The organism is Ruegeria sp. HKCCD4315, from assembly GCF_013112245.1.
Taxonomy (GTDB): Bacteria; Pseudomonadota; Alphaproteobacteria; order Rhodobacterales; family Rhodobacteraceae; genus Ruegeria.
The window spans coordinates 811,745-829,361 of sequence record NZ_WVRN01000001.1 but is presented as its reverse complement, the minus strand read 5'-3'; the positions used below and the strand labels follow the sequence as shown (position 1 = coordinate 829,361).

Sequence of the window (17,617 nt, the reverse complement as noted above, 5' to 3'; positions counted from 1 at the left end):
AGACGGATTGCAACCGAATTTCACAGGTCAGATCAAAAGCCCGGCGGCGCTCTCATGGCGCAACAGGGCCACTTTGGTCTCGACCCCGCCGGCGCCGGAGAAGCCACCAAGACCATTTGCTGAGAGCACCCTGTGGCAGGGAATGATCACCGGAATGGGGTTTGCACCGCAAGCCTGCCCTACGGGTTGCGCGGGCTGCCCAAGCTCTTTGGCGATATCTCCGTAAGTACGCGTTTCGCCCAGAGGAATCGCATACATCAGATCGCAGACCTGTCGCTGGAAGTCAGACCCTGCGACGCGGTAAGGAAGGTCAAACCGGTCCAGATGCCCGGCGTCATACGCTTTCAATTGCGCGGCGGCTTCACGCAACAAATCCGTCGGCTCTCCCACATCCTGGCCATCCCAGACCAGGCGCGTGAGGGCTCCGTCTGTTTCTTCGACACCCAGACATCCAAATTGGGTTTCTACGGCAATCATCGGCATAGGCGCAGCGTTTCAGATCACCAAAGCTGTTGCAAGCAGGGAAAGAAAAACCCCCAGCCGATGGGCTGGGGGTAAGTGTTAACCAAGCGCGTCGTTACAGCGGCTGCACACACCCGGATGCGTGTGGCGTCCGACGTCTGGCAAGATTTTCCAGCAGCGCTGACACTTGTCGCCTTCGGCTTTTTCAAAGACCACCGCAACGCCTTCGATTTCAGGCACGCGGAACGCCTCGGCAGGGGCAGGATCACCCGAAACCGCCAATCCGGAAGTGATGCACAGATCATCTACGTCAAAGGTTGCCAGCAGGTCACGGGTCTCCTGATCTTCGACATGCACGATCGGCGCGGCTTCGAGGCTCGATCCGATGACCTTGTCCTGACGCTGAACTTCCAGCGCAGCGGTCACCGCGCGGCGAACGCGACGCGCTTTGGCTACGGCCTCTTCCAACTCGGCGTGACGCCAGTCGGCAGGTGTGTCCGGGAAATCCACCAGATGGACCGAGCTGTCATCGCCCGGGAAGCGTTCCAGCCACACCTCTTCCATGGTGAACACCAGAACCGGAGCCAACCAGGTTGTCAGGCGGTGGAACAGAATGTCCAGAACAGTGCGCGACGCACGACGGCGCAGGCTGTCGCCATCGCAGTACAGCGCATCCTTGCGGACGTCGAAGTAGAAAGACGACAGATCAACTGTGGCGAACGTGAACACGGCGCTGAACACGCCCTGAAAGTCGAAGGACGCGTAGCCCTTGCGCACCTGCTCATCCAGTTCGGCCAGACGGCTGAGTACCCAGCGTTCCAGACGCGGCATATCCTCGGGCGCGACCCGATCCGCTTCGGTGAAATCAGCCAGTGAGCCCAGCATGAACCGCATGGTATTGCGCAGGCGACGATAGCTGTCGGCCGTGCCTTTCAGGATCTCAGGCCCGATCCGCTGGTCGGCGGTATAGTCGGTCTGCGCCACCCACAGACGCAGGATATCGGCGCCGTATTGCTTGACGACTTCTTCCGGCACAATCGTGTTGCCCAGCGATTTGGACATTTTGTTGCCTTTGGCGTCCAGCGTGAATCCGTGGGTGACAACGTTCCGATAAGGCGCGCGGCCCTTGGTGCCGCAGGCCTGCAGCATGGACGAATGGAACCACCCGCGGTGCTGGTCGGTGCCTTCCATGTAGACGTCTGCGATGCCGTCCTCGGTCCCGTCCTCGCGGTCACGCAGAACGAAGGCGTGGGTCGAGCCCGAGTCGAACCACACGTCCAGCACGTCGAACACCTGATCGTAGTCGTCCGGGTTGGCGATGCCGTCGAGGATCCTTTCTTTGAAGCCGTCGGTGTACCAGACGTCTGCACCGTCTTTCTCGAACGCAGCCTTGATGCGCGCGTTGAGGCCTGCGTTGCGCAGCAGGTAATCCGCGTCGGTGGGTAAGGCCCCCTTCTTGGTAAAGCAGGTCAGCGGTACACCCCAGGCGCGCTGGCGGGACAGAACCCAGTCCGGGCGGGCTTCGATCATCGAATAGAGGCGGTTGCGTCCGGTCTGCGGCGTCCATTTCACCAGTTCGTCGATGGATCGCAGGGCGCGTTCGCGGATCGTGTCGCCCATCTCGCCCATGCCGTCGTCCAGCTTGCGGTCGACGGATGCAAACCACTGCGGCGTGTTACGATAGATGATCGGTGCCTTCGAGCGCCATGAATGCGGATAGCTGTGCTTGATCTTGCCACGCGCCAGCAGCCCGCCGACCTCGACCAGCTTATCGATGACGGCTTTGTTCGCGTCGCCCTCGCCGCCCTTACGGGACAGGATGTATTTGCCGCCAAAGAACGGCAGATCAGCGCGGAAGCTACCGTCGTCCATCACGTTATAAGTGATGACCTGCTCGAGCATCCCCAAGTCACGATACAGCTCGAATTCTTCCATCCCGTGCGACGGCGCGCAGTGAACGAAGCCGGTCCCTTCGGTGTCGGTCACGAACTCAGCAGCGCGGAAATCGCGGATGTCGTCCCATTCGCCATTGCCGCCTTCGGCTCCGGCCAGCGGGTGGGTCAGCCCCGTGATCACACTTGGGTCAACATCCCTGACACGGGTCCATTGATCATCATTAAGTCGAGCACGACCCAAAACGTCTGCGGCAAGATTATCCGCCAGCAAAAACTTGTCGCCCACATTGGCCCAGCATTCATCCGGTGTGCCAGTAACTTCGTACAGACCGTAGGAAATGTCTTTGCCGTAAACGACAGCTTTGTTCGACGGCATGGTCCATGGAGTCGTCGTCCATATGACAACGTAAGCGCCAACCAAATCCCGATTTTCCAGCTGTTGGCCATCTCCGCCAATTGGGTCGACAACCTTGAACTTCACCCAGATGGTGAAGCTTTCCTTGTCGTGATACTCGACCTCGGCCTCGGCCAGAGCGGTTTTTTCGATGGGTGACCACATCACGGGTTTCGAGCCCTGATAAAGCGTGCCGTTCATCAGAAACTTCATGAACTCATCCGCGATCACAGCCTCGGCGTGATAGTCCATGGTGATGTAGGGATCGGGCCAGTTGCCGGTGATGCCCAGGCGCTTGAACTCTTCGCGCTGGATATCGATCCAGCCCTCGGCGAACTTGCGGCATTCCTGACGGAAATCGACGATGTTCACCTCGTCCTTGTTCTTGCCCTTCTTGCGGTATTGTTCTTCGATCTTCCATTCGATCGGCAGGCCGTGGCAGTCCCAGCCGGGCACGTAACGCGCGTCAAAACCCATCATCTGATGGCTGCGCACGATCATGTCCTTGATGGTCTTATTCAGCGCGTGGCCGATATGCAGGTGGCCGTTCGCGTAAGGAGGGCCATCGTGCAGGGTAAAGGGTGTGCGGCCTTGTTTCTCGCGCAGGCGGTCATAGACGCCGATGGTTTCCCAGCGCTCCAGCCATGCGGGTTCGCGCTTGGGCAGGCCAGCGCGCATGGGGAAGTCGGTTTTGGGCAGGTTCAGCGTGTCTTTGTAATCAGGTGTCTGGATCGTGTCGGCGCACATTGGGGGCGTCCTTTGGATGATCTGGTCGTACTAGGATCGAAGCGGTCGGTGCGAGTTCTCAAACACCTTTGCCCGGCGTCTCAGAGGGTCAGAGCGCCGGGGATATAATTCGAATAATGATGGCCAAACGGTCATGCATGGCGGGCTTATAAGACGCCCGCGCCTAATGGTCCAGAGGTTCTGCCCCATGCGGCGAATGGCGCAGTTTGGCCCAGCGGTTCAGCCATGCCAGACCAGCCAGCGCAAGGCCAAGCGCCAGCAGCGAGAAGACCCGGATCAACCCGCCCAGTCCTGCGATGTCGATCAGAAAGACCTTGGCCACAGCCAACCCGATTACCAGCAGCCCGGCCTTGCGCATCAGGTCGGACCCGCGCGCCAGCGACTGATAGAACAGCGCAGCCCCCATCAACAGCAGGGCCATGGTATAGGTATAAAGCTCGGGCTGGGTGACGCCACTGCCGACATGCATTCCTTTGGCCCCCTTCCAGAAATGACGGATCGTCAGGGCCAGCCAAAACGCGGCGAGCGCTCCGGCAAAGCCATAACAGACCAGCCGCAATTTCAAGTGCATCGACCGAATACGACGTGCGGAAAACCCGATGACCACGGCAGGCAACAAGTAGGCCACGGCAAGTGTGTTCAAAACGGGCGGGCCCAAAACCGGATCGGAGAACTGGTTTGCCAATGGGTTTTGCTCGGCCAACGACTCGACAAGCCGGAACACGCCATGTGCGGCGAAAAATGCCGCGAGCAGATAGCGAACAAAATTCAGTTTTCCGCCCAGCTCGAACCGCTGCACCTGAGCAAAGGCCAGCAGCAGCCAGATAACCGCCAACAACCCCAGCCCCCAGTGGCTGCTATAGGCACCACCTTCGCCAAACCCTTCAAGCCAGCGCAACAACAACAGGGACAGCAGTATCCCCACCGTCGCCCAGGCAGCGCTCTCCAGCAACAACGACGCCACAGGGCGCTGCAAAGGGCGCAACATCCACCAGCCGACGACAAAGCCAATCGTGGCCGCACCGTATACCAATGTCATCTCGGGCACCGGAGCCGTGTTTGCCCAGTCCAGCCCCGGATCAAGCACCAGTCGAACGGTGACGGTGAAGACACCGGCCCATATGAACCAGCTCATCGGGGGCAAAGCGAACCTGCGGTCCAGAGCCGCCGCCACCACGACGCTTGCCACCAGCGCCACCGTCAGCGCCGCCGCGCTGAGCACGATGACGCAGGCAAAGACCAGACAAGACAGCGCAGACAAAGTGGCCAGCGCAGCACGCATCCGATCCTCTCCGTCGACACGGGCAAAACGTTCCGCAAGAACCACCATAAGGACGGCCAGCGCCACAGCGTGTAATGCCCAGGGGTATGCGCCAATTACAGAAGCTGGATGCCAGCCGACCTCCAGCCCGATCGCCATTGCCGGGGCAAACAGAGCGGCCCCTCCGGCCCAGATCGCGCGAAACTGACTTGCCTGTGCAGACCGCCATGCCATCAGGATTGAGATCAAAGCTCCCAACGCGACCAACACCGTGACGACCATTGGATAGTCGGCCTCAACCGTTTCCGCATAAGTGACAGCAAAGTCACGAAGAACCGCGCCCTGATCAAGCCCATGCGACAAGACATAGAATACAAGCCCAACCGCCGGCAGGACGGTCAAATCCTGAAGCGCGGGCGCATCCTTGGCCCAAAGCAACAGGGCCAGCACAAGGACGGTCAACAAGGTGACACCCAGCCAGAACTCTGCCGCCGAATCCGCCCAATGCCAGGACAAGATCGCCGAACTGACTGCAACGGCGCCTGCCGCCAGTCTGGTTGGAAAGTCAGGCCAAGGGTGGGACTTTGGATGGCGGATCATTTGAGAGATCATGGGGCCCGCGTGATCCGGCCATATGCGACGCGCGGGAATAGCCATCACCAAAACCGCCAGTATCAAAGCAGCGACCAGATAACTCGGTTCTGTGTTCGGCGCGCCTGCCACCAGCAGCAGGTTCGCCGAATAGGCCCCAAACACGGTCAGAACAGACACCCACGCCCAACGCCGAACCGTGTCGATACCAAGCCCCAAAACGGCAACCAGCAGGAAATAGGCATAAAGCCACGAAGGATCCTCGGACGAACCACCGACCATGAAGGGGGCCGCGAATGCTCCGACCAATCCGACCGCCGCCAACAAGGGGCCATGAAACCAACCCAGTACAAGACCAATCAGAGCGACGGCAACCATCCCTGCCAGCGCCGCTTCGGCACCAATCAGGTTGTACAATTGGCGCGCGGCCAGAATTGCCCCGAAAAGGGTAACAAGCCCGGCCCCGGAAAAGACGGAAGGCAAATAGGCTGTGGACGCATCCTCATCATCTCCGAACTTCCGGCGCAGAACTTCACCCGCAACGATCAGAAGTGCCCCGAACCCAAGTGCCGCGAATACGCGGGCCGCCGGAGGCAGCAATCCGTTTTCAACACCGTATTGCACAAGGAAAATCCCGGCCAACGCCAGCGACAAGGCTGAGACCACATAGAACCAGTTTTCGCGTAACCAAGCGCCCAGCTCGGTAAACCGGTCAGAATTGAATACGACGGCAGGAGAAGGCACCTCCGCCTCTTCAACAGGAGTATCTTCTTTCTGCCGTTTCGGCGCGGCCCACGGGCCGGGTCTGCGCGCTTCTTTTGCAACGTCTGTCTGTAGATCAGGCTCCTTTACCTCGTGGGTTTCAGAACCCACGTTGTCACCTGCCGAGAGATTCGAAATCCGCGCCTCCAGCTCTGCCACTCGGCGGCGCAATCGGGTTTGTCCGACCATCAGCGCGACCAGCGTGACCGGGATTGCCAGAACAATCAGGCCGACAAGAACAAGTAGCGATTCCAAAGCAATCTCCGATCTAAGTCTCGCGGCAAGGCTATCTTGGGGCGATGGCCAATAACAGTCAGGAAAGCTGCAGACCTTCCTAAAACACAGAAATCGCCGGGCGCGCGATCATCAACCACAGGATGACCAACACCGCAAGAAAGGCAGGCACGCCACACGCGAACCAAAACCGAAACAAACGGTAATAGTCTTGCGGCAAAGACGACCCCTGCTCTGCCGCTGTTCTGGCATAATCCCGCATTCGAAGTTGCACCCAAATCACCGGCAACCAGAAAAGACCGGTCAGCACGTAAAGCACCAGGGACAATGCAATCCATCCTTCGCTTAACGACCACCCAATACGCCAAGCTAACAGAGTGCCAGTAATGGGTTGCAGGATGACTGCTGTTGTCGTGAACAAAAGGTCGGCCAGCGCGACGATACCCGCAGTATGCGCGATGATTTTCGGATCATTGCTGCGATGTGCCATGAGCATGAAAAAGGCAATCCCTGCTCCGGTCCCCAGCAGGACACAGGCGCCAATGACGTGCAACCAGCGCAGGATCAGATCAGGGTCCGTCATCGACTTGCCAACATGGGCAACGCGACAAGGGATAAGACCATCGCGGGCAGGATTTTCACCAGTGGGCCCAACGGGTCGGTCCACAATTCCGGTGAAGTGATTGTGGCGGCACCCATGTAGATAACGGCCACGCCAAACTGAGCCAAACAGGCCCGCACAGCCCATTTACGCCACAAGATGGCCAACCCCAGCACGACGTCGACCAGAGACCAGAAAACGACGGCGACCATGGCTGCAGGCGCTGACCAACCGGCTCCTGTCAGTACGCCCGAGGCTTTGGACAGGCCCGACAACCCGAACAGGCCCGACAGAACCCAAAACAGGCTGAGCGTTGCAACAACCATCGGCATCAACAGCGTCATTCGTGCAGTAAGGCGGTGTTCCCGGGCACAGGGAAGCGATGCGTAGATGTCGGGCAAAGGTGAAAACCCGCGCCCCGAGGCAGCCCTGTAAGGCGCGGGATCTCCGATCACGCCGTCCGCCATGACCGTCATCGCCGTGCTGCGTAGAGGTGATCGCCAGCCAAACCAGGCCAAACCATCGGCTAACGCCGCAACGGCTTTGGTCATAACCGGCGGTAAACTTACTGAGAAACGCGCCGCAGGAAACCCTAGCCATTGCCGGGTGTGGCGCACCACGTCCGACAGGCTGTGCGGGCTGTCCTCGACAAGGTCAAACGTGCCTTGCGGCAAATCCCCCGCAATAGCATCGACGACCGTGGCGCAAAGGTCAGGCATCCCCACGCACTGCACTGGCGTATTGGGATAGGCCAAGGGTTGAACCCAAGGCACAGCGGCCAACATGCGCAGCAGTGCTGTGCCGCCAAAATCCGTCTGTCCGATAACAAGCCCGGGCTTCAGCACCCAAAGCGGAACGCCCGACGCACGCAGAGCCTGATCTCCGGCCGCTTTGGTGCGCAGGAAATGCGTGCTTGCCGCAGGTTCCGCGCCGATGGCGGAAATCTGGACAATACTGATCTTCTGTTCCGCGCAAGCGTTGGCCAGGGCCGCGATCGCTGTGTGGTGCACGGTTTCCAGATTGTCTTCGGCATTATCCTGCAATGCACCGGCGCAATTCACGACGACATCGACGTTTTCTAACAGATCCGGCCAGTCTTGCGTGTGAAGAAGATCGCGCATGTCAGCCTGCTTGAGCGGAACACCCGGCAAGATCCGTGCCCCTTGCACAAGGTCGCGTACCGCGCCTTGAACCGAGGCACCTTCGGCTTGTAACGCACGCGTGACTGCCGCGCCAATGAAGCCGTAAGCGCCCAGAACCAATACACGTTGGTCAGACAATTTGAGACGTGGCATCGGTTTTCGCACCCGTTTTTTGCCACTCTACCCAAGCGCGGAATATTGGCCAGCCGCCACAGCCGCGCTGCGACAATTAAGGATGGAACAGAGACCCGACCAGATACGCGATCAGCGCAGCCAACCCTCCGATCAGCAGCGTTTCTATCCCTGATCGCCACCATGGGGACAGAGACCAACGACTTTTTAGCGCACCGATCGCAAAAAAGACTCCCATGGTCATCCAGGCCGACATCGCAAATGCGTTCGGAACCGAAGCCAGAAAGGGCAGCAAGGGGATCATACCTGCCACCAGGAAGGCAAAGAATGTGGCCAGCGCCGCCTTCAACGGATGCGGGTCAACACTGCCCAAGCCATACTCTCCTTCGATCATCAGGTTGATCCAGTTTTCGTGGCTCGAGGTGATCTCGGCCGTTGCTTCGGTCAAAACGTCGCCCGACAACCCCTTTTGCGCAAGGATCTCGCGCACCTCTTCCCGCTCGCCATCCGGATACAAAGCTATGTGGCGTTCCTCGACCGCACGGATGCGCCGAATGTTGTCCAGTTCCGCCTTGGTGCCCGAGTAATTGCCCGCAGCCATGGAAAACCCGTCAGCCAGCACATTCGCCAAACCCAACGCAACGATCACAAACGGGGAAAGCCCTGCCCCCGCGACCCCTGCCACGATGGCAAAGGTGGTAACAGAACCGTCGATGCCGCCATAGACAACATCGCGCAACACACCACGACCAGGCGGTGCATTGATCCGTTCGGCGATTTCCTGCGGGCTGTGACCGTGATCCGTCATGGCTGGCTCCTCCGACACTCCTAGTGTGACGAAGGGTGGGCTATGACGCTTTGCTTTGGATCAACCCTTGGAAAACAGGCCCTGCAAGGCGCGTTTGATGATACCGCGCGTTGACGGTTTGTGCCGTTCAGAGAATGGCAGCGGGCGACACACCTCCATCGCGGCCACTCCCACACGTGCGCTGAGCGCCCCGTTGACCAACCCCTCTCCGAACCGGCGAGACAGTTTGCTGAGAACGGATCCGCCCAGAACAGGCTCCAGCAGATCGTCGCCGACGGCCACCGCGCCTGTGGCGACCAGATGTACAAACACGGCACGGGTCAAACGCCAACTGCCTAGCGTACCGGCCCGACCGCCGTAGATTTCCGCGATCCGGCGGATCATCCGAAGCGACGCGGCCAGCGCTGTCACAACATCTGCCAAGGCCAATGGGACTAAGGCGGTTACGGTTGCGACCTGCCGGGCCGCAGCCTCAACTTCTCGGCTGGCCGCTTCGTCTAGCGGAGCCAGCAGCTCATCTTCGGCAAGGCTCAGCAACGCCGAGGCATCAAATTGATCCCCCATACGCTCTGCCAGTCGGTCGCGGCCCCAGCGGGTCTCTTCCCGGCCTTTGTAAAAGGTGATCAGACGATTGGTAACAACACGGGCCTGTGCCAGATCGGCATCCGCCAAGGCCGTATCCGCCGCGCGGCGCATTCCGTCGACCCGCGACAATCGCCCCAAAGCCGCCAATTCGCGGATCGCAATGATCAATCCAACCAGCACCAATGCCGACAGCAGGCCAACTACGACCCACCCCAGAACTGGCGTCCGCGCCACTAGTGAAGTTGCAAAATCCCAAGCTGCAACAGAGATTGCCGCGCCGATGACGGCCAAGGCCAGCCCCCAAAACCAACGCGCCAAGGCGGATGGTTTTCGGGCGGCGAGCCTCGCAGCGCTCTGCATCGCTTGCCCTTGAGGCTGCGCCACATCTGGCACCGGAGGGGCCTGCGCAACATCAGCGGCGGGCTCATCCGCTTCAAGATCGATCAGAACCGGGCCTTTAGCCATGGGTCATACCTTTGCTGCGCCAGACAAACCTAATGTCCGGCAGGTTTTCGTCATTTTCCGCGCCATTGCTGCGCGCTGCTTCGGCAAAGCCGTTGCGCTCGTAAAATTTACAAGCGCCTGTGTTGGCCTGAAACGCATACAAGCTAAGCCGGGTTTGGCGAGATTTCGCGTGGTCCAGCAGTTGCCGCCCGATCCCTCGCCCTCGTTCATGTGCATCCAGATAAAGCGAGTGGATTTCGGTACCGTTGAGCGCCAGAAACCCGACCACGCCCACGTCACTTTCCGCAACAGTCACCCAATCCTGATCGATCATTTTACCGCAAAAGGCGATGGTTTCAGCGCAACTGTGCAGATTTGGCATCCAGTCGTTTTCCAAGGTGAAACCGTGCAGGATTGTCCCGATGGTACCAGCATCTGTGGTACGGGCAGGGCGTAAGGTAACAGTCACAACCTGTCTCCGATCAGAAACTGAGCTGCGCGATCCAAGCGGATATGCGGCGGTCCATCGCCTGGTTTCAGGGTCAGATGCGCGGGTGCAAATGCCATGAACCCATAATCCTCATCCAACCAACTGTCCGCCCCATTTCGGGCCGGACCCAAAAGATGCGCTGGGTCTTCAGGCAATTCGCCGGGATAGAACGCAGCCTGTTTCCCGCTGTCCAACAGAGTGCCCCTCACACATGGCAATTCCACCCCATTGTGACGGCGCATCTCTTCTGTCGTAGCGCGCAACGAAGCCAACGACAGAGCTGCCGTTTGCGCCCCTGCGAAATTCGCCCGGTCTCGTGCCTCGCGTGTCAACGCTTCGATGATCGCCGTCATGCGGGGATGTTGTGTGTGGTGCAAATGGTCGGCTTTAGTCGCCGCAAACAGGATGCGTTCGACCCGCTTGCCCAACAGCAACTGGCTGAGCCACGCGTTCCTGCCCGGACGAAAAGCCGACAGGATATCGGCCATCGCGCGGCGCATATCCTCAACCGCCTGCGGGCCTTTGTGGATCGCGCCCAGCGCGTCGACCAAAACCACCTGCCGGTCGATGCGCGAAAAGTGGTCGCGAAAAAAGGGTTTCACCACTTGAGACTTATAAGCCTCAAATCGCCGCTCCATCTCACGCTGAAGAGTTTTACGGCGTGATGGTCCGGACAGAACCAAAGGCGCAAAGGTCAGCACCGGTGAGCCCGCCAGATCACCCGGCAACAAGAAACGCCCCGGGGTGCAGTCATAAAAACCAGCTTCACGCGCCTGATTGAGATAAGCCGTGAACGATGACGCCAGAGCTTGCGCTGTCGGCTCGTCATGCGCACCAGACGGGTCTGTGGCCTTGACCTGCGCCAGATACTCGGCTGCCTCGGCACGGGTCTCGATGCGAGTCAGTGTTTCTTGCGACCAATCTTCGTAAGATTTGTCCAGCAAAGCCAGATCCAGCAGCCACTCACCGGGATAGTCCACGATGTCCAAATGCACTGTTCGCGGCCCCTGCAACCCGGCAAGTAACCCTGCGGGGCGCGCCTTGAACGACAAACGCAATTCGGACACAGCGCGGGTGCTGTCGGGCCAATTTGGCGTGGGGCCGGTCAGAGCGGACAGGTGGGTTTCATAGTCGAACCGGGGCACCGTATCGTCCGGCTGCGGTTGCAAATAGGCGGCGTTGATCCGCCCTTCTTGCTGCGCGGTCAGGCCGGTCATGCGGCCCCGATCCAACAGGTTTGCCACCAGCGAGGTGATGAAAACCGTCTTGCCCGATCGCGCCAGCCCGGTGACACCCAGACGGATGACCGGCTCGAAAAACGTCTCGGACACGGTATCGCCGATGGTTTCGACGCCACGCACAAGACTGTCTGCCAGTGATGAGATGACCAAACTGTCGCCCCGCAATTATCGTTTTACCCAAGATAGGTAGAGGGTGCGGCACATACCAGCGCTTTCGCCCCCTTGCCCGTTCCGGCCTCGCGCGCTACCAGCGGCGCATGCCCAGATATGCGTTAAAAGTCGAATACCAAGGGGAACCGTTTGCCGGATGGCAGCGGCAAAAGGATCAGCCGTCCGTTCAGGGGGCCATTGAAGAGGCTCTGTCGCGTATTCAGCCGGGTGCGCATACAATCGCCGCCGCAGGTCGCACCGATGCCGGGGTTCACGCGCTTGGTCAGGTTGCCCATTGCGACATGGCCAAGGACTGGGACCCGTTTCGCCTGTCCGAGGCGCTGAACTATCACCTCAAACCGCAGCCTGTGGCGATTGTGAAGGCCGCTCGGGTCGATGAGGATTGGCATGCACGCTTTTCAGCGGTTGAACGGCAATATCTGTTCCGCATCCTGATGCGCCGCGCCCCGGCAACGCATGACCGGGGGCAGGTCTGGCAGATCAACCATCAGTTGGATGTTGATGCGATACAGGACGGGGCAAACATGCTGCTGGGACGGCATGATTTCACCACGTTCCGGTCTTCGATCTGTCAAGCGGCGAGCCCTGTTAAAACTCTGGATGAGCTGCGGGTCGAGCAGGTTCCGGGTTTTTCCGGCCCCGAGATCCATTTCCACGTGCGCGCCCGATCTTTCCTGCACAACCAGGTCCGCAGTTTCGTGGGCACTTTGGAACGTGTCGGCGCCGGTGCCTGGACGCCCGAGGATGTGCGCGACGCATTGAACGCTGCTGACCGTGCGGCTTGTGGGCCGGTCTGCCCGCCGCAGGGGCTGTATCTGGCGCGGGTCGGTTACCCTAAACCGGTTTTCGACTAAATCGCGCGCATCAGCAGACCACCGGCAATCACTGCAATGACAAGCCCCGCGACCAGTTCGATGGTTGGGGCCAGCACGGACGCAAAGCGTGTGGCCGAGGCTGAAGCCAACAACCCACCGCGCAGGCCGAAAGATGTCCAGCCGACCAGCGTTGTGACTGTAGCCGTGCCCAGCGCCATAGCAAAAGCCCCGGCGACACCAACCATTGCGATGCCCATCTGCCAGGTCAGGATCAGCACGAACAAAGCACCCGTACAGGGCCGCGCGGCAATACCAGCGATCAGGATCATAGCCTCGCGCAGTGTGCCCACATTTGCGACCTCTTCCGCCGTTGGTCCATGCCGATGGCCACAATCCGAGCAGACATCGTCATCATGGTGATGGTGATGCGCATGATCGTGGTGGTCATGATGATGGTCGTGATCGTGTTGGTGCGCGTTGGCGTGGTGATCGTGAGCATGGTCATGATCATGCGCCGGTTGGCTTTTTTGCCGCCGCGCAAAACTGCGCAAAGCACGGAACACCAGCCACAACCCGATCAAAGCAATCGCGCCATAGCTTATGGGGGCCATGACCTGCTCGGTCGCGCCGACAAGGCTTTGGCGGGACATCTGAAACACCAATACCCCGGCATAGACCAGAACGATGGCCGTTACGGCCTGTCCCAGGCTGGACAGCACGCTGATCGCTGACAGCCGCCAGAAAGCCACGCGCCGACCCAGCCCGTACCCGCCGATCAGAACCTTACCGTGACCCGGGCCGATGGCATGAAAGAAGCCATAGGCAAAACATACGGTCAGCAGCGTGGCAACGGCCTGCGGCTGCTCGGCGCGTGCGGCGCGCAGCGAGCGGGCGATCTGGTTCTGAAACTCGCGTTGCTCACCCGCCGCCCAGGCTGCAAGAGAGTCAAACCCGCCACTGCCCCAGAACCAAAGCAGCAGTCCACAGGCAAGGGCAACCGGAACTATCAGGTAGCGGGACATGAAATGCGAATCTCGGTGGCAAAGTTCTCTCCGACCAGAGGAATGTCGTTTTCCTCAAGGTCGTAATCTGCATCCAGCGTTAACAGAAACGCCTGCATCTGGGCCAATTGACCGTCAATATCCGGATCGAAACGTTCCATCTGGCAGGTAGCGGGGCCTGTGACGATGACAGGGCGTGTCACTTCGTAGGCTGTGTAATAGGTCTCATCGAACGCCTTCGCCGACAAGGCGCTGGCGGGCACTGAACCCCCTTCGACCGCGCGCAGATGCGTTGTGACGATGCGGCCATCTTCGGTTGTGGCATGAGGAGACATCGGGCCCGAAAGGTCAACTTGCACTCCTCCGGCCGTAACAACCAGATCGCCGTTATACCCTTCGATCCATTGCGCATCGAACCCGGTAAGGATCGCTTCTTCGCCTTCGGTCAGCGCGCCATCACCGTCCTGATCCAGCCGCATGTCTTCCAGTTGCAGTAAGGAAAACAGCTCATCATAGGCCCAGGTCACTCGGACATGAGTCAAGTTACCACTTTCATCCACGATGAACTCAAGCCCAGTGTCGATAAAGACGTGCGGGTGAGCCAAGGCCGGGATAGGCAGGCAACAGGTTATAGCGGCAAGCATCCAACGCATGATTGCAAGATAGGTCTGCCGATCTGCGGCGGCAACGGCTTTTACAGTCAGGATGCAAAAACCGGCCGAGTGTCAGCCGGGCGGGAACAAAACCAGTGTTTGCAATGCGGTTCCAACCGGACCTTGCGTGTCATACAACACCGACTGTGACATCCCGATACCTGACGGCTGCCAATGCGAGACAGAGTCTGAGGCCAACCAATCGGAAACCGGCTCTCGATGGATGTTCACTGTCAGGTCGGTATTCATGAATCCCATTTCCGAGGTTGGCGCGTTCCATGAGATGCCATTGCCGCAATCTGCCAACGGACACAGGGCCTGAATGGGCGATTGTACCTCACCCTGCAAAAGTCGCGGTGTCCGCATCCAAACCGTTTTGGGTCCGGCCCCCTGCCTGCCGCCTTTCGGGTACCGAATATCGCTGTAATGGGCAAAACCGGGCAACTCGTGGCGAATCTCGCCAATTGGAAACGGGCCGTCGACGGCATCCTCGATCCGAGGGGCGGTGCTTTCGACATTTGCAACCGATCCAAGATCGCGACGCACCAGATGCATGGTCGAGGCCGTTGCACATAGCGCGTCGTTCAAATCGTGAACCGTAACGCGCGTGGTCGCCAACGTCTTGGTGTGGCGCGTTGTTTCTGCCGCAACCCGCAAACCGGCCAGCGGTAAAGGGCGTAACAGGTCGACGGTCAGACGGGTCAGCATCTTTTCCGGGCCGACTTCGGTTTCCGCCGCCCGCACGATCAGACCACTCACAGGCCCCGCATGGCAGTGATCAGCAGACCACGGGCCACGTGCGGGATCGTTGCCGACAAATGCCCCGTTTTCTCGTTGACTAAAATAGGCTTTGTCGGCGAAATCGAGCGCTGCTGCCATAGGCCCCCTCAGATCTTTTCCTGCGTGTATTTCTTTAGCTCGGCCCGCGCCACCTGACGGCGATGCACCGCATCTGGCCCATCGGCCAATCGCAGGGTCCGCACATGGGTCCAGGCCGTCGCAAGTGGTGTATCCTGACTGATGCCCTGCGCACCGAACATCTGCACTGCTTCGTCGATCACCTTCAGCGCAACTTGTGGTGCGACGACCTTGATCTGGCTGATCCAAGGAGCGGCTGCCCGCGCGTCGCCCTGATCCATGTACCAAGCGGCTTTCAGGCACAGCAGCCGGGCCATTTCGATCTCCATCCGGCATTCGGCAATGATGTCGTAATTGGCCCCAAGCTGCGCCAGTTTCTTGCCAAACGCCTCGCGTTGCAGCGATCGTTTGCACATCTGCTCCAGCGCACTTTCGGCCTGCCCGATGGCGCGCATACAGTGGTGGATGCGGCCCGGCCCAAGGCGACCTTGCGCAATCTCGAACCCGCGCCCTTCGCCCAGCAGGATGTTTTCGGCCGGAACGCGAACGTTGGTGAACCGGATATGCATGTGGCCGTGAGGTGCATCATCGTGGCCATAGACCTGCATGGGGCGCAGAACTTCGATCCCTTCTGCATCCGCAGGCACCACAATCATCGACTGACGCTTGTGTTTGGGTTGTTCATCGCCGCCGGTTTTGACCATGACGATATAAACCTTGCATCGCGGGTCGCCCGCGCCCGAAGACCACCATTTTTCACCATTTAGGACATAGTCATCCCCGTCCCGAACACAGGACATCGACACATTGGTTGCGTCAGAAGAGGCCACGTCAGGTTCGGTCATCAGATAGGCAGATCGGATTTCACCTTCGAGCAGTGGTTTCAGCCATTTTTCCTTCATCTTCGCGGAACCGTAGCGCTCGAAAACTTCCATGTTGCCGGTATCCGGGGCCGAGCAGTTGAACACTTCGGCCCCAAGCGGGGTCTTGCCCATTTCTTCGGCGAAATAGGCGTATTCCACGGTGGTCAGGCCAAACCCCTTGTCGCTGTCGGTCAGCCAGAAATTCCACAGCCCCGCTGCCTTGGCCTTGGCCTTCAGCCCTTCAAGAATTTCGGCTTGGCGCTGTGTGTACTGCCAGCGGTCGCCCTTGTCGATTTCCGCGTGGTATTCTTCCTCCAGCGGCATGATCTCATCCCGGATCATTTCCGAAACACGTTCCAGAAGAACGCGGTTTTCCTCGCGCAGGGTAAATGACATGTTCACGGAAACATCCTCCTCAGGCGTCGGAACCGGGCTATACTTTTGCTGCAAGGATGGCTTAACTGCCCCGAGCCTGTCCACCACAGTGACGGGACGTCACCACACCAAATTCTACGCAGGAGCCGCGCATGGCGTTGTTGATCGAAACCGGGTTGTCCGATTGGATAGGCGATGAAGAAATTGCTGCCAAATTGAAGGCCACAGCGCCTGATGCAGATATCCGCACGCCCCAAACGCTTGGCAACCCGGAAGACATCACGATGCTGGCGCTGGTCGGCATGCAAAGCGACCACCCCGCGCGACTGCCCAACTTGAAACTGGTTCAGAAGTTGGGGGCTGGCGTGGAAACCATTGTCAGCCATCCAGACCTTCCGGCCCATGTCCGCATCGCGCGCCTGAAACCGGATGCCCCTGCACAAGGCATCGCCGAGTGGTTTGTGGCTTACATCCTGCGCCAACAACGGCATATGGCGTTCCATGAGGCCGCCCAATCCCTGGCGGAGTGGTCGCCGCGAGAGCCGATCTTTACACCAGACACAGTCGTAGGTGTTCTGGGTCTGGGCCATATCGGTGCCCGCACCGCCCTGATGCTGCGGGCCATCGGATTTCAGGTCATGGGTTGGAGCCGTACAGCCAAATCCATAGAAGGTGTGACCTGTCTGCATGGGCAAGACACCCTGCCTGACCTTTTGGGGCAATGCGACCATGTATGTGCGATTTTGCCGTCGACACCTCAAACGGTTGGTTTGTTCGACGCAAAAACACTGGCCACGATGAAACCCGGTAGCCAGTTGCTGAACGCCGGGCGCGGGGATCTGATTGACGAAGCCGCCCTGATCGAAGCGCTGGATAAAGGCACACCGGGTCATGCCGTGCTGGACGTTACATCAGTGGAACCACTGCCGCAGGACAGCCCGTTATGGGCCCATCCCGGCGTGACGATCACACCGCACGTCTCGGGCTGGCATCTGGGTGACGCGCTTTCAGATGTTGCCGAGAACTTTAAACGGCTCAACTCTGGCGCGCCCTTGCTGCATGAGGTGGATCGGGCTCAGGGCTATTGAGGCC

The 17,617-nt window shown here is 59.5% G+C and carries 15 protein-coding genes; 2 read left to right on the top strand and 13 right to left on the bottom strand.

Annotation, left to right across the window (positions count from 1 at the left end; all coding sequences use genetic code 11):
• Window positions 1–27: 27 nt before the first annotated feature.
• The 9 genes from GS646_RS04110 to GS646_RS04070 all read right to left on the bottom strand — a co-directional run bounded on the left by GS646_RS04110 (window position 28) and on the right by GS646_RS04070 (window position 11,939).
• Window positions 28–483 carry a methylated-DNA--[protein]-cysteine S-methyltransferase gene (locus GS646_RS04110; RefSeq protein ID WP_171186936.1) on the bottom strand — a complete coding sequence of 152 codons (456 nt, stop codon included), beginning with the start codon at window positions 481–483 and terminating at the stop codon, window positions 28–30.
• Between the two features lie 78 nt (window positions 484–561).
• On the bottom strand, window positions 562–3,498 hold the full coding sequence (gene ileS / locus GS646_RS04105; protein WP_171647559.1) for an isoleucine--tRNA ligase: 2,937 nt from the start codon (window positions 3,496–3,498) through the stop codon (window positions 562–564).
• 163 nt (window positions 3,499–3,661) lie between these two features.
• A complete protein-coding gene (locus GS646_RS04100; protein ID WP_171186940.1) occupies window positions 3,662–6,367 on the bottom strand; it encodes a DUF2339 domain-containing protein in 2,706 nt (901 codons plus the stop codon).
• 79 nt (window positions 6,368–6,446) lie between these two features.
• A complete protein-coding gene (locus tag GS646_RS04095; protein ID WP_171647561.1) occupies window positions 6,447–6,929 on the bottom strand; it encodes a DUF2269 domain-containing protein in 483 nt (160 codons plus the stop codon).
• Window positions 6,926–8,242, bottom strand: a complete 1,317-nt coding sequence (locus GS646_RS04090; RefSeq protein WP_171186944.1) for an SDR family oxidoreductase — start codon at window positions 8,240–8,242, stop codon at window positions 6,926–6,928. Before GS646_RS04090 ends, GS646_RS04095 begins: the two co-directional genes overlap by 4 nt.
• Before the next feature lie 76 nt (window positions 8,243–8,318).
• Complete coding sequence (locus GS646_RS04085; RefSeq protein ID WP_171094246.1) at window positions 8,319–9,029, bottom strand: VIT1/CCC1 transporter family protein; 711 nt, start codon at window positions 9,027–9,029, stop codon at window positions 8,319–8,321.
• A gap of 60 nt (window positions 9,030–9,089) precedes the next feature.
• A complete protein-coding gene (locus GS646_RS04080) occupies window positions 9,090–10,079 on the bottom strand; it encodes a YcjF family protein (protein WP_171186947.1) in 990 nt (329 codons plus the stop codon).
• Window positions 10,072–10,527 carry a GNAT family N-acetyltransferase gene (locus GS646_RS04075; protein WP_171186949.1) on the bottom strand — a complete coding sequence of 152 codons (456 nt, stop codon included), beginning with the start codon at window positions 10,525–10,527 and terminating at the stop codon, window positions 10,072–10,074. The genes GS646_RS04080 and GS646_RS04075 overlap by 8 nt, the downstream gene beginning before the upstream one ends.
• Window positions 10,524–11,939, bottom strand: coding sequence for a YcjX family protein (locus GS646_RS04070; protein ID WP_171186951.1), 1,416 nt, complete (start codon window positions 11,937–11,939; stop codon window positions 10,524–10,526). The genes GS646_RS04075 and GS646_RS04070 overlap by 4 nt, the downstream gene beginning before the upstream one ends.
• 107 nt (window positions 11,940–12,046) lie before the next feature.
• On the opposite strand from GS646_RS04070, the gene truA reads away from it, so the two are divergent.
• Complete coding sequence (gene truA, locus GS646_RS04065; protein WP_171186953.1) at window positions 12,047–12,814, top strand: tRNA pseudouridine(38-40) synthase TruA; 768 nt, start codon at window positions 12,047–12,049, stop codon at window positions 12,812–12,814.
• On the opposite strand, the gene GS646_RS04060 is transcribed toward truA, so the two are convergent.
• The 4 genes from GS646_RS04060 to GS646_RS04045 form a co-directional block, all read right to left on the bottom strand.
• Entirely contained in the window at window positions 12,811–13,797 is a 987-nt protein-coding gene (locus tag GS646_RS04060; RefSeq protein WP_171186955.1) for a nickel/cobalt transporter, read from the bottom strand. The genes truA and GS646_RS04060 overlap by 4 nt on opposite strands.
• On the bottom strand, window positions 13,782–14,429 hold the full coding sequence (locus GS646_RS04055; protein WP_171186956.1) for a DUF1007 family protein: 648 nt from the start codon (window positions 14,427–14,429) through the stop codon (window positions 13,782–13,784). Before GS646_RS04055 ends, GS646_RS04060 begins: the two co-directional genes overlap by 16 nt.
• Before the next feature lie 72 nt (window positions 14,430–14,501).
• Window positions 14,502–15,308 (bottom strand): thioesterase family protein, encoded by an 807-nt coding sequence (locus GS646_RS04050; RefSeq protein WP_171186959.1) that lies wholly within the window; start codon window positions 15,306–15,308, stop codon window positions 14,502–14,504.
• 8 nt (window positions 15,309–15,316) lie between these two features.
• A complete protein-coding gene (locus GS646_RS04045) occupies window positions 15,317–16,546 on the bottom strand; it encodes an acyl-CoA dehydrogenase family protein (protein WP_174839927.1) in 1,230 nt (409 codons plus the stop codon).
• Between the two features lie 131 nt (window positions 16,547–16,677).
• On the opposite strand from GS646_RS04045, the gene GS646_RS04040 reads away from it, so the two are divergent.
• Entirely contained in the window at window positions 16,678–17,613 is a 936-nt protein-coding gene (locus tag GS646_RS04040) for a glyoxylate/hydroxypyruvate reductase A (protein WP_171186962.1), read from the top strand.
• The last annotated feature ends 4 nt before the right edge of the window (window positions 17,614–17,617 follow it).